This is a genomic window from Fusibacter bizertensis, assembly GCF_029914245.1.
GTDB lineage: Bacteria > Bacillota > Clostridia > Peptostreptococcales > Acidaminobacteraceae > Fusibacter_C > Fusibacter_C bizertensis.
In genome coordinates, this window is sequence record NZ_JARYZI010000002.1 from 306084 (window position 1) to 321704 (window position 15621).

11 protein-coding genes are annotated in these 15621 nt (G+C 36.5%); 2 read left to right on the forward strand and 9 right to left on the reverse strand.

The genetic code is table 11. The features are described from left to right. Nucleotides 1-2: 2 nt before the first annotated feature. The 7 genes from QE109_RS04740 to QE109_RS04770 form a co-directional block, all read right to left on the reverse strand. Nucleotides 3-1022, reverse strand: coding sequence for a LacI family DNA-binding transcriptional regulator (locus QE109_RS04740; RefSeq protein ID WP_281093257.1), 1020 nt, complete (start codon nucleotides 1020-1022; stop codon nucleotides 3-5). Nucleotides 1023-1075: 53 nt separating this feature from the next. After that, nucleotides 1076-1936 carry a carbohydrate ABC transporter permease gene (locus tag QE109_RS04745; RefSeq protein WP_281093258.1) on the reverse strand — a complete coding sequence of 287 codons (861 nt, stop codon included), beginning with the start codon at nucleotides 1934-1936 and terminating at the stop codon, nucleotides 1076-1078. Then, nucleotides 1936-2841, reverse strand: coding sequence for a carbohydrate ABC transporter permease (locus tag QE109_RS04750; protein WP_281093259.1), 906 nt, complete (start codon nucleotides 2839-2841; stop codon nucleotides 1936-1938). The genes QE109_RS04745 and QE109_RS04750 overlap by 1 nt, the downstream gene beginning before the upstream one ends. Before the next feature lie 157 nt (nucleotides 2842-2998). Next, the gene (locus QE109_RS04755; RefSeq protein WP_281093260.1) at nucleotides 2999-4243 is read right to left on the reverse strand and encodes an ABC transporter substrate-binding protein; all 1245 of its coding nucleotides are present in this window, start codon (nucleotides 4241-4243) and stop codon (nucleotides 2999-3001) included. A 110-nt stretch (nucleotides 4244-4353) separates the two neighbouring features. After that, a complete protein-coding gene (locus QE109_RS04760) occupies nucleotides 4354-6177 on the reverse strand; it encodes an alpha-amylase family glycosyl hydrolase (protein WP_281093261.1) in 1824 nt (607 codons plus the stop codon). A 253-nt stretch (nucleotides 6178-6430) separates the two neighbouring features. Next, complete coding sequence (locus QE109_RS04765; RefSeq protein ID WP_281093262.1) at nucleotides 6431-7957, reverse strand: hypothetical protein; 1527 nt, start codon at nucleotides 7955-7957, stop codon at nucleotides 6431-6433. Next, entirely contained in the window at nucleotides 7938-10022 is a 2085-nt protein-coding gene (locus tag QE109_RS04770; RefSeq protein WP_281093263.1) for an efflux RND transporter permease subunit, read from the reverse strand. The genes QE109_RS04765 and QE109_RS04770 overlap by 20 nt, the downstream gene beginning before the upstream one ends. A 135-nt stretch (nucleotides 10023-10157) precedes the next feature. Between QE109_RS04770 and QE109_RS04775 the strand changes: the two genes are divergently transcribed. Further along, nucleotides 10158-10754, forward strand: coding sequence for a hypothetical protein (locus QE109_RS04775; protein WP_281093264.1), 597 nt, complete (start codon nucleotides 10158-10160; stop codon nucleotides 10752-10754). A 72-nt stretch (nucleotides 10755-10826) separates the two neighbouring features. Here the strand turns inward: QE109_RS04775 and QE109_RS04780 are convergent, their stop codons facing one another. Further along, nucleotides 10827-12824, reverse strand: a complete 1998-nt coding sequence (locus QE109_RS04780; protein WP_281093265.1) for a methyl-accepting chemotaxis protein — start codon at nucleotides 12822-12824, stop codon at nucleotides 10827-10829. A gap of 197 nt (nucleotides 12825-13021) precedes the next feature. Between QE109_RS04780 and QE109_RS04785 the strand changes: the two genes are divergently transcribed. Continuing rightward, nucleotides 13022-14149, forward strand: a complete 1128-nt coding sequence (locus tag QE109_RS04785) for an HD-GYP domain-containing protein (protein ID WP_281093266.1) — start codon at nucleotides 13022-13024, stop codon at nucleotides 14147-14149. A 78-nt stretch (nucleotides 14150-14227) separates the two neighbouring features. Here QE109_RS04785 and QE109_RS04790 read toward each other — a convergent pair whose 3' ends face one another. After that, nucleotides 14228-15607, reverse strand: coding sequence for a tryptophanase (locus tag QE109_RS04790; protein WP_281093365.1), 1380 nt, complete (start codon nucleotides 15605-15607; stop codon nucleotides 14228-14230). Nucleotides 15608-15621 lie beyond the last annotated feature (14 nt).

Here is a 15621-nt window from a genome sequence, read left to right on the forward strand (position 1 = left end):
AATTACTCCTCGCTTTTTCTAATGATTGTGCTCTCTCTTACCACCAATTGATGTTTAAGAATCTGCTGGTGAAATGGGGCGAGATCTTCTGCTTCTTCTATCATCTGTACGAGCGTCTCAATCGCTATACGACCATTTTCTTCAAAAGGTTGTTTGACAGTTGTAATTGAAGGTGAATACATCCTTGCGATCTCAACATCATCAAACCCTATAACTGATAGGTCTAAAGGAACTTTCAACCCTTGCTCTGATGCATACTTAATTGCGCCAACAGCCATAAGGTCACAAGCACAAAACACTGCAGTTACTCTCTGAGACTTGGAAAGAAGCATCTCCATCCCGTGGTAACCGTCATCAAAGGAGTACCACCCTTCTGCGATGAGGTTTTCTTCATAAAGTCCTGCTTTAACAAGCGTATCCCGATACCCCTCGAAACGTTCTTTACCTGACTGTGGATCCGTTAATGGTCCTCTAATCATGCCGATCTTTTCATGTCCAAGGTCTATAAGGTACTGTGTCGCTTCACATGAAGCTTTATAGTTATCTATCCTAACAAATGGTATCGACTCTGCAAAGCTATCCGAGCCTACCATGACGATTGGCTTACCAAACGCTAACATGGCCTCATAAAACTCTGAATTACCATGATCTGTAACTAGAATTAGACCATCGACTCCTTTGTCTTTTAATATGTGTATATGTTGTATCTTCATCTCAATGTCAAAATCAGTTGCTGTAATCAGTAGTGAATAGTCTAAATTTCTAATATAAGATTCAATACCTGCAATAATTCTAGAAAATACTGGATTTGATAGGTCAGGGATGATAATTCCGATCAAATGAGATTTTTTCAGTGATAGACTTCTAGCAACTGCATTGGGCTTAAAGTTTGTATCTTCTATCACGGCAAGGACTCTTTTTTTTATCTCTTCACTTACGGGTTTAGAATTATTCAAAACCCTCGAGACCGTTGCTTTTGATACACCGGCTCTTTTTGCAATCTCATTGATAGTAACTTTCACATATACCTCCATAACAATTCTCATCTAAATTAGTTTTACTAATATAGACTATATCACTTGATGGAGCCTGATACCATACCTTTGATGATGTGTTTTTGTCCAATGATGAAACCTACGACAATAGGAGCAGCTGCCATAAGTACTGCGGTCATAATCAAGTCCCACTTCTTGACAAAGGAACCAGCAAATCCTGCAATAGCTAGTGGAATCGTTTGAACATCTTGACCTATACCTAAAATTAGGGATGGCAACAAGAAATCATTCCAGATCCAAATTGCATTTAAAATACTGATGGTTACAAATATAGGTTTCAAAATCGGTAATATAATCATAAAAAAGATCTGAGGTTTAGAGCATCCGTCAATCAGTGCTGCTTCTTCAAGTTCAAATGGTATCGACTTTATAAAGCCATGGAACATGAAAACCGCAAGAGGCGCACCAAATCCAATGTAGGTGAAAATCATTCCATACAAAGTTCTGAGCATCTTAACACCTGAAACCTCATAAATATTTCTAAACAATGAGACCAGTGGAAACATAACAACTTGGAAAGGAATGATAAGTCCACTGATAAATATTAGAAAAATAATTGTAGAACTTCTTGATTTTCTTCTTACCAACACCCATGCTGCCATCGCTGAAAACACAGATATAAATATCAATGAAAACACTGTTATAATCACCGAATTATAAACACTTGATGCATATTTTACACTTGGACTTGTCCAAATGGTCTTAATATTGGTAAAAAGTTGCGACCATTTTTGCGGAAATGAGATTGGATCTGTGATAATCTCAAGTGATGATTTTGCAGAATTGATAACAACGATAAAAAATGGAAATATGGTGATTAAGAAAAGCAATAAAGTAATGAACGTTAATGACCATTTCACAAACTTCTTTTTAGATTTCATTACATTTCCACCTCCTTCTTCTTGTTATAATAAACCTGTGCGATAGATACTACTGAAAGGACTAAGAAAAAGATAATTGCCCTTGCTTGACCTTCAGCCATATTGTTGTACTTAAAGGCGACGTTATAGATATGCATCGCTAAGAGTTCTGTGGAATTTACCACCGTGCCTTGATAAATATCCGTCGGTCCACCGTTTGTAAGCGCAACGATAATATCGTATTGTTTAAATGAAGTAACAAGTGTTAAGAATGATGTGATTGTAAATGCTTGTGCTATCATTGGAATCGTAATATTCCAAAGTTTCTGCCAGAAATTCGCGCCGTCAATTTCGCTAGCTTCAAGAAGTTCTTGAGGTACATTGAGTAGTGCTGCTACATAGATCATCATAATATAACCTGCATACTGCCATGTAAATGCTAATATTAAACCAAAAAGTGTAAGCGTTGGGTCAGCAAGCAATAACAATTCTTCCAAGAAATTGATACCAAACAAGCCACCAATCGCTGGTATGACACTTTTAAAGATAAATTGCCAAATATACCCCAGTACAAGCCCACCAATTAGATTTGGTACAAAAAAACCAGCTCTATAAAAGTTCTTAAATTTAATCTCACGTGTTACTAAAAATGCAAAAGTAAGTGAAACGAGGTTAATAGAAATCACGCTGATTAATGTAAAAATAAAAGTCCTTATGAATGAATACTGAAATGCTAAGTTGGAAAACATCGATTTGTAATTGTTGAGTCCGACCCAATTTGGTTTAACCCCTGCAATAGCAGTCCAATCTGTCATCGAATAATAAAGTCCCATAAAAAACGGCAAAATTACTACGACGATAAACGAAATGAGAGCTGGAGCAAGAAACAACCAAAACACGAGTTTATCTTTAGCTTGTTTTTTCATAGTTTCTCCTTCTCACGATATAATAAAAACAAATGTTAATTCATAAGCTAGAACAAGATTCGCACATTAAGTACGTTCTTTTATCACAACTGTGCTGCTATTTGATAAAAAAAAGGGTGTTAATTAACACCCTTTTTTAATTTAATATCATCATTGATTACTTAAGTTCAGCAATCTTAGCTGCTATTTGATCAATGAATTCTTGCTTAGTAAGGTCTCCTTTTGCAAAGCCTTCATATACTGGTCCAATAGTTCCCATTCCAAAATTATCAGGCATGTCATTTTGTAACCAAGTATACGCTTTACCTTTTGCTACCCATTCAGCTACATTCGCTGAAAGTGGCGTACTAGGCTTAAGTGTAACATTTGTAAATGCAGGTACCATCTTCGCTTCATTTACCATGTACTCATGGCCCTTAACATTAGTTGCCATATAATTTAAGAAATCTCTAGCAGCTTGTGAGAATTTACTATCTTTATTGATGACATAGAAAGAAGGTGCGCCAATAAAGATACTATCCATCGTTCCCTTTACAGATGCATGTGGCGCAAATGCCATTGGGAAGTCAACGCCGTTGTCTACCAACCACGGATCAATCCAGTTGCCTTGATGGATAAATACAGATTTTTGAGTTGCATACTGACCAACTTGTGCATCATAGTTACCTGTTAATAAAACAGATTTGTCTGCATATTGGAATAAAAGTTCAACCCAATCAGCATATTCAGTCAATCTTTGCATATCTGCTTCACCTTTAAGTAACTTATCTAAAACAGTAGTATCTCCATATGGAAGACCAGCAGATAAATAACCGTTAAAGTTGTGTAGACCAGTTACCCATCTCATATCAGGACCAGCTGCCATAGCAACTACTGAATCAATGCCCAACTCATCTTTCATACCATCGATTTTTTCAAAAGCTGCACGATAGCCCTCTTGAGAATTTAATGACGCCGGATCTACGCCAGCTTTAGCCAATAAGTCTACATTGTATGCCATCCCCCACGCTTCAACAGCTACAGGGAAACCATAAACTTTACCATCAACTTTAAACTCAAGATCAGTTAAATCAATCCAAGCATCACCTTCAAAAGTTGAAAGTTTGCTCTCCCAAACTTTGTACCCGCCCATACCTTCGATGACAAAGATATCTGGTTGACGGTCTGATTGAAATTCCGCTTTAAGTGCATCTGCATAAGGTGTATCACCACCAGCAGTTTTGACAGTTACTTTCACACCAGTTTCTGCTTCATAAGCAGCAGCGAAAGCCGTCAATTGATCATTGATCTCAACCTTGTTTTGATAAATTACTACCTCTTCTGGATCTTCTTTTTTGGCACATCCTGCGAACATTGAAACAACTAGCACCATTACCAATAATAAAGCTAAATTCTTTCTCATTTTAATCCCCCTTTGGATTTTATTAAGTTCACCTTTTGATACTATACCCAGACAATATTCTGATTAATCTGTTAATTCTATTATAGGAAACCGGTTTCACAATTGCAATACTATTTTTTGTACTTTAGCAAAAAATATTCATAAGGACCCAAAATTATTGTATCCTCTGCAAAATTAACCACCTTTCCTTGTAGCATTTCCAACCATTTATCAGATAATCCATATCTTTTAAGGTCAGATGTATATAACCACTGTCTATCTTCAGATAAATTATAGATCAGCAACGTAGGTAACGCTTCACCTTCAATATGTTGTAAAAAACCTAGCAGGTGATGATTACCAAAATGAAGCACTTCTTCCTCTAAAACTTTAACATCATTGTAAATTTTCTTGCGTATCTCGATTAGAGACTTTACCCCTTTGTAGACTAATGCTTTTGGATTATGAACATCTTCAAGCTTTTCAGCTTCTAGCCAATCAAATTTACTCCTATGAAGCCATCTAGAATCATGACACTTATGTGCATCTAATTTATAGCTATAGTCATTTAATGTGCCTAGTTCATCACCAGCATAAATCATTGGAATGCCCGCTTTTAAGATGAACATTGCATGAATCAGTTCAATCCTTTTCAGCGCTAGTTCAAGTTGATAACGGTCATTTTCATTAAGCGCACGTTCTAAACCAGCTAAGCTTGAAAGTGTACCCGAATTACGCGCATCCAGTGTTACCGGATTGTATTCATAGAGCTCACCTCTTGAAAAACTATCTTTTAAACTACCTAGATAGAAATCAATGAGAAACATCTTATGCGCATGTGGGTCAAAACCAAGTGCACTTATGCGTTCAGCATCAAGCCCCCAACCAATATCATCGTGACATCTTGCATAGTTGATCCATACGCTTTCAGAAGGAACTTTATACCTTGGCATATGTGCAATATGCCTTGCATCACGCGTTGCAATAGCGTTCCATATCTCTACCATATAACTAGCGTTATAAAGGGTATGACATTCCAAAGCGTCTTCCAATCCGAAATATGTGACAATCGTTTCAGGTTGGACTATCGCTTCACCTAGAATAGCCACTGATGGCGCACATGCATTAATCACTTTTCTAAAAATCGCCAATACTGTATGTACTTCAGGTAGGTTTCTGCAAAGTGTACCCAGCGATTTCCAAACATATGGAATTGCATCGAGACGAATCATATCTACACCCTTGTTTGCAAGGTATAACAGCACATCCACAAGCTCGTTTAACACTTGAGGATTGTTATAGTTGAGATCCCATTGAAAAGGATAAAAAGTTGTCATCACCCATTTTTTAAGATGTGTTAAATAAGTGAAGTTTCCGGGTGAAATAGTTGGAAATACTTGATTCATCGTTTCTTCAAATCGTTTTGGAATTTCGTCAGTATCGTACATATAATAATACGCTTGATACTTTTCTTCTCCATTTAAGGCTTTAAGTGCCCACTGATGATCGTTTGCAGTGTGGTTGATTACATAGTCGATACAGATCTTTATTCCGTTTTGATGATAGTAAGCTACCAATTTTTCAAAAATCTTCATATCGCCTAAAAGCGGATCGATTTCTCTGTAGTTCTTTACCGCATAGCCACCATCATTTTCACCCGATCTTTTTTCTAAAATTGGCATCAAATGTATTAAGGTGATGCCTAAATTTTTAAAATACCAAACTTTATCCATCAGACCTGCCAGATCTTCTGAAAACAAATCCACATAGAGCATCATTCCAACTGTGTTGCCATCATTAACCCAACTTATGCCCTTTTCATCCTGCAACTTCAGCACTTTTGTTCTCTTATAAATCGCAGTGATCATTATATCTTTTAATCCTTGAAAAGCTTTTTCTTCACCAGGGTAAAGACGATAATAATCTGTTGCTATTTCATCAAAAACAAGTGTCAAATTTTCCGTAATTTCCTTTTTCGTTAGCTTGCTCGTAACATCACCTCCTCATGCTATCTCCATTTTAGGAAACCGGCTTCATAAAGTCAAGTATTATTTTGCCTCCCGGGACTATGTATACCCCCCTTTGTAGGAAATAACCATTTCCTGTGTTTCCTATTAAATCAAAAAAACCGTAAATGTATTATCTACATAAACGGTTTTGTCATTAAAAAGATGGATTTATTATAGTTTTCAGCTAGAATAATCTAACTTAGAATAGGTCTTTTACACGATCCCAGAAGGATTTTTTTTCTTCTTTTACTGGCTCAACGTTTTTAACGACCTCGTATTCTACAGCAGGTGTCTTCATAATAAACTGTACGCTATCAGGTGTGTTGAGCACATCTACATATGAGTTTACAGCTGAAGGATCGGTATCTAGTGGGATTGGTAAATTCTCTATCATAGAGATCAATTGGTCTCTCGCGTCAATGATTCCGGAATTAAGCGCCACTTGCCCCTCAAGTAAAGAAGCTGTATTGTTTGGTAATTGAGCAAAAGACGAATTAAAACGCGTCATTGCTTGGCTATAATTGCCAAGTGCATTCATCCATTCTACTAATCCAACATGAAACTGCGTCTGAGATGCTTGCAATGCATGTAACCCTGAATTTACTGTTGTTGCCCCTTGTAACATTTCCTCAATTGCGCCTTGAGTGCCACTGATAAGCATCTGTTGACTTAAAACACCATTTGCAAGCGCTTGTATATTGGGATCTGGATTTTGAAGCATCTGTGTTGCCAGGGTACTTAAATCAGCACTCTCATTAACTGCACCGGTTAGTTGCTGGTTAAGTCCATATAATCCCGACTCTAAAGCACCCGTTCCTGTAACAATATCAGTCAGCCCATTTGACATCGCTTCACTCCCTGATAGAAGTGGCTCACCATTGGCTTTAATTAATTTGAGATTGGCATCTAAAGAGTTCACAGCTGCCGCACTCTCAGCGATACCGCTATTTAGCTTTTTAACTGCTGAAACTAAGGCTTGAGATCCTGAAACCATCTCATCCATACCTTCTGTGATCGCTTTAGTATCAATATCTATACCAAGTGCCATTTGCGTGCCGGTTGCAGTGATGCCATCCATTTTAAAGGACTTGATACTCGCTTTTATTGTACATTCTTTTTCTTGTTTTGGGAGTACTGTCATGGCGATTTGTTTATCGCTACCTACGGTAATAACTGAAGCACCATCGACTTCTATCTTGGATGCGACTTCAGTGCTAAGCGTCGTGATCATCTGTAGTGTATATTGATCTGCAAACTTTTTTACTGATATCGGGTTGGGTTTAACATGAATCTTTATTTCGAGCTCCCCATTGGCTCCAGATAATTTTTCGGCTTCGATAGGTTGTCCATCTATTTGATAAGAAATATCTATTACCCATGGATTCACTGGATTTACAAGTGTTCCTTGATAATAAAAACGCTCTATCGCCTTCCCACTTTCTAGGTTGAATTCAATTTTATTATCGTTTATTATAGGCTCATCCACTGATGACAAATTGATGATATCTGTATAAACACCAAAGTCTTTAACATTATTTCCTTCGGTATCAAAAGCGTTGACTACAATAGCCTTACTTAATCTACCTGTTGCCTCTAAATCAAAATATACGGTTTCATCTTTTGTGCCTTTGACTTCCTGTGCGTATTCTATATTAAACTGGCCGCCCACAACTAAAAGTGCAACAAGGCTTAGTGAAATAAGTTGTTTAATCGTTTTTTTGTTCATGTGATATGCCTCCTCTTTTCAACTGACGTTTGATATAAAATTTATCAAAGATAACCAATAGTGCTGGTAACAACATAAATACCATTATGATACTTAAAAATGCGCCTCTCCCTATTAGTTCCCCCATTTCACTGATCGTTTGAACACTTGACGTCATTGCGATTGCATATCCCGCTACAGTTAACACCACGCCAGATGTGAGAACAGATCCACCAGCATCGTCAACTGCCATGATCATACTTTCTTTTGGTGCAAAGTCGAGACGTCGTTCAAGATAACGAGAGGTCATCAAAATAGCATAATCTATCGTTGCGCCAAGTTGAAGTGAAGATACAACAAGCATGCCTATAAAACTCATCTTATACCCTGTAAAGTAAGGAATTGACATGTTTAGAAATACTGCTGACTCTATCGTCAAAACTAAAAGAAATGGCAACAGTTTTGATCTAAATGTAAAAAAGATAATTGTAGCAACTGCCATAATAGCGACTAAGTTTACTGTAAGATTATCTGTTGAAGCAACTTGTTTGATATCGTATAAACTTACGCTTGTACCAGCAAGTGCTGCCTTCTCTGAAAACATTGCATTTGACAAATTCTTAATTTTCTCTATTGCACCAAAGGTTATATCGCCTTCTTCAGGCGTATTAAGTCCAATAATCATCCTATGATAGTCTGCACTAGCAAACGATTTACGTACACTATCTGGCAAGATCTCCATTGGTAATTTATCATCGACCATGGTTCCTAAACTTTGAATTGAATCGACTTCAGGCAGGTCTGATATCTGATTCATTAGTTCTCTTTCTTTTACCGGTTCTCCTGATGGTATCATCAAGATCACTGGATTAAAAGGCTCATATACAGATTCAATCGCCTGTTTAGCAATATAGGATTTTGATCCAACTTCTTCCGAAATTGATGAACCACCATAAGCAAACGTGTTTGCTTGTTGCCCTAAAAAGGCTGGTGCAGCAACTATAAGTACAATTGCAAAACTGACATACCTAAGTTTATAGATGACTTTACCTAATCCTTTAAAAGATGGAATTAAACTTTTATGATGCGTTTTATCAATTAGTTTTGAAAACAAAATTGTAAGCGCAGGTAATAAAAAGAGTGTGGTAATTAAACTAAAAGAGATCCCTTTAGCAAAAACCAATCCCATGTCAGTCCCAATTTTAAACTTCATTAAAAGTAATGCCATAAAACCAGCCACTGTTGTGATAGAACTTGCTAAGATAGAACCAAATGATTTGCTGATGGCATTTTTCATGGATAGTTCTACTGTATGCCCCTCTTCTCGCTCTTGGGCAAAACGATGTAGTAGAAATATTGAATAGTCCATAGAAATTGCAAGTTGTAATGCCGTAGACATACTCTGAGTGATAAAAGAAACTTTTCCAAGTAGTAAATTTGTTCCACCATTTAATAAAATTGCGACACCTAAAGTTATTAAAAATAATATAGGTTCAATCCAAGAAGTTGTTGACCAGAGTAATATGATCATTAAAATCGGTATAAAAAGAAAAGTCAGTGAAGCTACACTACTTTCAGTTGCACCAACCACATCTTGACTACTTGATGCAGTTCCAAATACATAAGCATCATCTCCAATAACATTTTCTATCTCTCTTATGGCTGAACCTGTCTTTTCAGAAAAGTCACTCTCTGTGAAATAGATGTAAAAAAGTGCGTGTCCATCTCTATAATACTCATCAATTGCTTTTTCTGGCATCATATACATAGGTTGATAGATATCTGTGACATCATCAAGCCAAACAATATGTTCAACACCATCAATTTTTGCAATTTGTTTTTTAAGTTCAGCAGCTTCTGAAAGTGTTTTATTGTTTACCATAGCTCGAACACTTGTCGGAAGTCCGAACTCGTCTTTCATAATATCTAGTGCATTGACAGAATCCATATCGCTTGCTAAATAATGGGATAATTCATAGTTCGTTCCCACATATTGTCTTGCAACAAGTGCGATTAGCGTCAATACAACAAAAGTAATCAGCAATTTATGCCTTTGTTTTACAATCCATTGTGCCAATTGTTCCAATTGTCGTTCTCCTTTCATGTCAAATGTGCCACAAATATAACTTTACATTACACTTGTACCGTATCTCTCAATAATATATACTAGTTATGTAAACGTGTCAATGCAACTGAATCATCTGAAACACAAGGGGGAAATATGTATCATATCAAGAATGATAAAAGATCAATACAGTCCAGTGAATGGTTATATGAAGCGCTAAAACAATTAATGCGAGAAAAAGCTTTTTCTCAAATCAACGTCACAGAAGTAGTGACAAAAGCCAAACTTGGTCGGTCTACGTTTTATCGTAACTTTGATACTTTAGAAGATGTACTCCATTACAAAGCAGATGAGTCATACGCATTATGTGGTCAACACCTTATCAAAACTATTTTTGAAATGGCACGTTCATCTGATGAAAATAAAAGTGCACAGCGTTTATTCTTCCTGCCTTTTTTTAAATACTGGTATTATAATTTTGAAATTATTGAACTACTCATTAGTGCCAAGAGAGAAGATATCTTAAAACATGCTTTTGTAAAAATGGTAGATGATCTTCGAGGTGAATATCCAGAGATAGACATCGCCCATTATGAGTATTTTATTGAAATGCGCGCTGCTGTATCGATTGCGTTACTCTCGCAATGGGTTAAAACTAATCGACAAGAGTCACCTGAGAATCTATATGATATATTTCAGCATCAAATGGAGATAGATAAATACCTTCTTAAGATGGCTGAACAATATAATTAATGACACGATAAAAAGGCTGAGTCTATCATGTATTTTCTTCAAGCACTCAGCCTGTATAACATTTTTTAAACATCAAATTTTAAAGAGTTTAGTTCTTCTATCTAGTTGATTTGCAATTTCTTCTAGTGCATTTGCTTCTGATGCAATCACTTTTATCATATCATCTTGAACATCTAATCTTGCAGAAATCTCTTCAGCAGCTGCAGCACTTTCTTCTATAACTGCCGATATGGATTCTAAAGAACCAGAAGTCTCCCCTTCTGACTCACTGATCTTATCATTCAGCTGAATTAGCTTACTGACATCATTATATGTTACCTCGACACTATTAGAAATCATGACCAGCGCTTGATTTACCTCACCAAGTTTAAGATTTGCTTCTCCTAATTTTTCAGTTGATAAATCCATGCCACTTTTGACCTCTCCTATACTCTCTATTATAGAGTTAGTAATCATGTAGATATTTCCAGTGGATTTAGAGGTTTGTTCTGCAAGTTTTCTGATTTCATCTGCAACAACTGCAAACCCCTTACCATGTTCACCAGCCCTTGCAGCTTCAATTGAAGCGTTTAAGGCAAGTAAGTTCGTCTGTTCAGCAATGCTAGTAATTACACTTAAGATACCACCAATCTCTTGAGATTGATCCATCAACCTATCTACAGTGCCCATTAAATGATTTGTTGCATCTATTGAACTATTAAATCTTTCAGTCATCTCTTTGACACTTTTCTCTGAAGTATCCTTATTATGACCAACTATTTTAGTATTCTCAAAGATTTGCTTTGAAATCGCTTGATTTTCATCCAAATACTTCGCAAGATTATACAGGGCATCTACGCTACGACTGACGTCCATTGCTTGTTCTTGAATCCCTGTCGTAAATTCTGCGAAGCCTATGTTCACATCGTTAATAGAAGCAGATCCCGCTTCTGCATTTTCACCTAAAGCCTCAGCTTTTTCTGCAAGAGAATTTGATGTTTCTACCAAAGAAACAATCATCTCCCTAATTGAAAAACTAAGTTCCTTAATGGCACGTCCTAGTTGTCCAGTTTCATCTTTTTGCTTTAATGCAAACTGATTGATGATCGTTTTTTCTGTAAAATCATTGTCTGCCATTTGGTTGATGATACCAGTAAATTCTTTAATTGGTTTAGATAAATTTTTATTAAACGTTGACAATATAAAAATGATAATTGCTAAGATAACAACTAATAAGGCACCATTGATCAAAAGTGTTCTTATAATCATCTGGTTTATTGATGACAAATCAAACGTGAGTTTAAATGCGCCAATCACCTCTGAGCGTGTTGGATTGTAAAGTGGTATATAATAATGCAGTTCCTTATTCTGAGAAATGTCTTGTTCCTTACCTGTGAAAGCAAGTTGCAAATTTTCAACATCTTGTGGGTCGATGTTTTTAATCTCAGTTCCAACTTTAATCAGATTTGATGAATCTGTTGTATATAACAGTTTTTCCTTATCAAACAATTCCACTTTTAACGAAGAAACGCGTTTATAACTTTCAAAAAAATCATCTGAAAAACCAGTTTGTAAAGTTCCTATAACTTTGCTTCCATCCATGATAGGTACAAATGCGCGAATAGCAATTCCAGAAGAACCAGTTTCTGTGCCATGACTTGGCTTACCATTTAACGCATTAATGATTGTTTCATGGCTACTCTTGTCATCACCATATTTTTCAGGACTGTGTCCTCTTAAAAAAACAATACCTTTGTCATCACCAATTTCAAATACGGCAAGTCCTAGGCCACTATGTAGATCGGTATACATTGGAACAATCAAGTTAGCTAGTGTATCTCTATTTTTTTCTTTCAGTGCACTTACTATCCGTTCATCTTTTGCATATGTAGTTGCTAATCCTTGAGCATCTTCAGCTTTTTTACTAATCAGCTCCATCAACAAATTAGTAGACTTCAATAATTCGCTGTGTGCATTGGCTTTTAAGTCTGCTGCATTAATCAATGTAATTGTGCTAAGAACAATTAAAACATTGAGTATAATCACAGAAAAAGCAAGGAGCAGTTTACTCGAAATAGATTTTAGTTTCATTTTTCCTCCTTGTATAATGAACACATAGTTTAGAGCTATGTGTTCTGTTTTATTTATATAGACACTATTACCCCAATCAAATGTAACAAATCTTTCAATCATATGATTTGTTCTCTTAATAAAATGGTCTTTATTGCTTATTTTAAGTTGTATATGTTAGTGATATAATTCTAACAAGATACTACTGGAGGATAAATTTGATTCTTAATAATTTAGATGAACTTACTTTATATAGCAAAATTTCTTTGCTTGTCAACGCTTTTGCTGATACACATGCACTTAGCAAAGAGGCCTTTTTGGCAAAGGTACTCAATTCTGCTTTTGAATTAATCCCTGAAGCTGAGAAGGGTTCAATATATGTCGAAGATCATGGTTTATATAAACCTATCTGTGCTAAAGGTTATAGTATGGAATTACTAAACCATATCCACTTTACTAAAGAGGATCTTTTTATTGGTTTTGAATGCACCGAGTTTTCAGAAATACAATCCTATCAAAACTACATAGCAAGACGTGATGACCGACAATTTACAAGTGATAATCTAGATATTTTCAAGCAACTAGGAACATATGAAAATTTTACAACACTGTATGCCCCCTTGCTATATGACCATACTCTTATCGGTCTGATTAGTCTTGAAAGATTTAAAAACGAACCCTTTTCAAAAACTTCTCAAGAAATTTTGAGATTTTATGCGCAATCAATTTCAAACTATTACACTTTAAAAGTTAAGTTTAACCATGAAAAAAGACTATACGATGAAACCATAATGGCACTTGTAACAGCTATTGAGATCAAAGACAGCTATACTGTTGGCCATGCTAAAAGAGTCATGCACTACAGCGAATGTATCGCAGCTGCTCTACAGCTATCCAATGCAGAGATCGAACACATCAAAATAGCTGCTCTTCTACATGATATTGGCAAATTGGGTGTCTCTGATGATATCCTCAATAAGCCCGGGCAACTTACGCCCGAAGAGTTCGAGGAAATTAAAAAACATCCCGCCAACTCAAAACGCATCTTAGAAAATATCACTAACTTTAGTGAAATTGTCACCATGGCATACATGCATCACGAACATTTTGATGGTTCTGGCTATCCACTTGGACTAAGTGGTACCGCAATCCCTATTGGTGCACATATCATTCAAGTAGCAGATGCTTATGATGCTATGACATCAGAACGATCATACCGCAAAGCACTTTCACATGAGAAAGCTGTCTCGATTCTAAGCTCAGAAGCTGGCAAACAGTTTCACCCAGATGTGGTCAGTACAGCTGTTGTTCTCTTTGAAGTTATGAGTAAAACTACAATAGAATAAACAAAAGCGTGAATAACTCCTTTTTACACCAAGGATTTATCCACGCTCTTTTTATAGGCATATTAATTGATTTTAGTTTTATTGATCTAGCGGTCTAAGTCTTGCTAAAAAGTGTCTTAATACAGGTGGTTCATAATCAAATGTTAGACCAACTAATTTGTCTTTGTTCTCCATAACTTTCTTGAATCCCTCAACGATTTGATCCATATGACTTTGTGTATAGACACGTCTAGGAATTGTAAGTCTCACAAGCTCGAGTGCCGCTTCTTCTTGCTCACCTGTCTCAGGATTTCTACCTAGCAAGAAAGAACCAATCTCTACTGGACGCACGCCTGATTCGAGATAAAGTGCATTACAAAGCGCTTGAGCTGGGAACTGATCACCAGGAATATGAGGTAAAATTTTTCTAGCATCTACAAATACAGCATGTCCCCCAGTTGGATACTGGATTGGGATACCAAGTTCCATTAATTTATCTCCTAGGTATTTTACTTGACCTAGTCTATATTCAAGGAAACTTTCTTCGATTCCCTCATAAAGACCTCTAGCAAGGGCTTCCATATCTCTACCAGAAAGTCCGCCATAAGTTGCAAAGCCTTCCATAGGAACACATCTAACTTGAGCGGCTTTAAAGATTTCCACGTCGTTTTTAATCGCGATCATGCCACCCATGTTGACAATTGCATCTTTTTTAGCACTCATTGTCAATATATCTGCATATCCAAACATTTCTCTGATGATTTCTTTAATCGTCGCATTCTCATAACCTTTTTCACGTTGTTTGATAAACATTGCATTCTCTGCAAATCTTGCAGAGTCCATCACGATGAGCTTGCCATATTTATCTGCAAGTTTCTTCAGTTCTTTCATATTTGCCATTGAAACAGGTTGACCACCTGCTGAGTTATTTGTCACCGTCATGATTAAGAACGCAACATTATCTGCCCCAACTTCTTGAATAAATGCCTCTGCTGCTTCTATGTTGAAATTACCTTTAAAATCATAATAAGTCGTTGTATCTGTTGCTTCTGGGATTAAGAAATTTCTTGCTTTACCTCCCGCAAGTTCAACGTGGCCTTTAGTTGTATCAAAATGATGATTACTTAGGACATATTGTCCCTCTTTTAAAAGGATTGGAAAAAGAACTTGTTCTGCACCTCTACCTTGGTGAGTTGGTACGATATATTCATACTGAAAAATATCTTGTACAGCGCTGACGATATTATAGTAATTGCGACTTCCCGCATATGCCTCATCACCTAACATAATTCCTGCCCACTGGTTATCACTCATTGCACCTGTTCCGCTATCTGTTAGTAGATCGATGTAAACATCATTTGATTTTAGTAAAAAAGGATTGTAACCCGCTTCCTTAAGTGCTTCTTCACGATGTGCTCTTGTTGTCATGTAAAGTGGCTCTACCATCTTAATCTTAAACGGTTCTGCTGGATGTTTGATTTGAGACATAATAC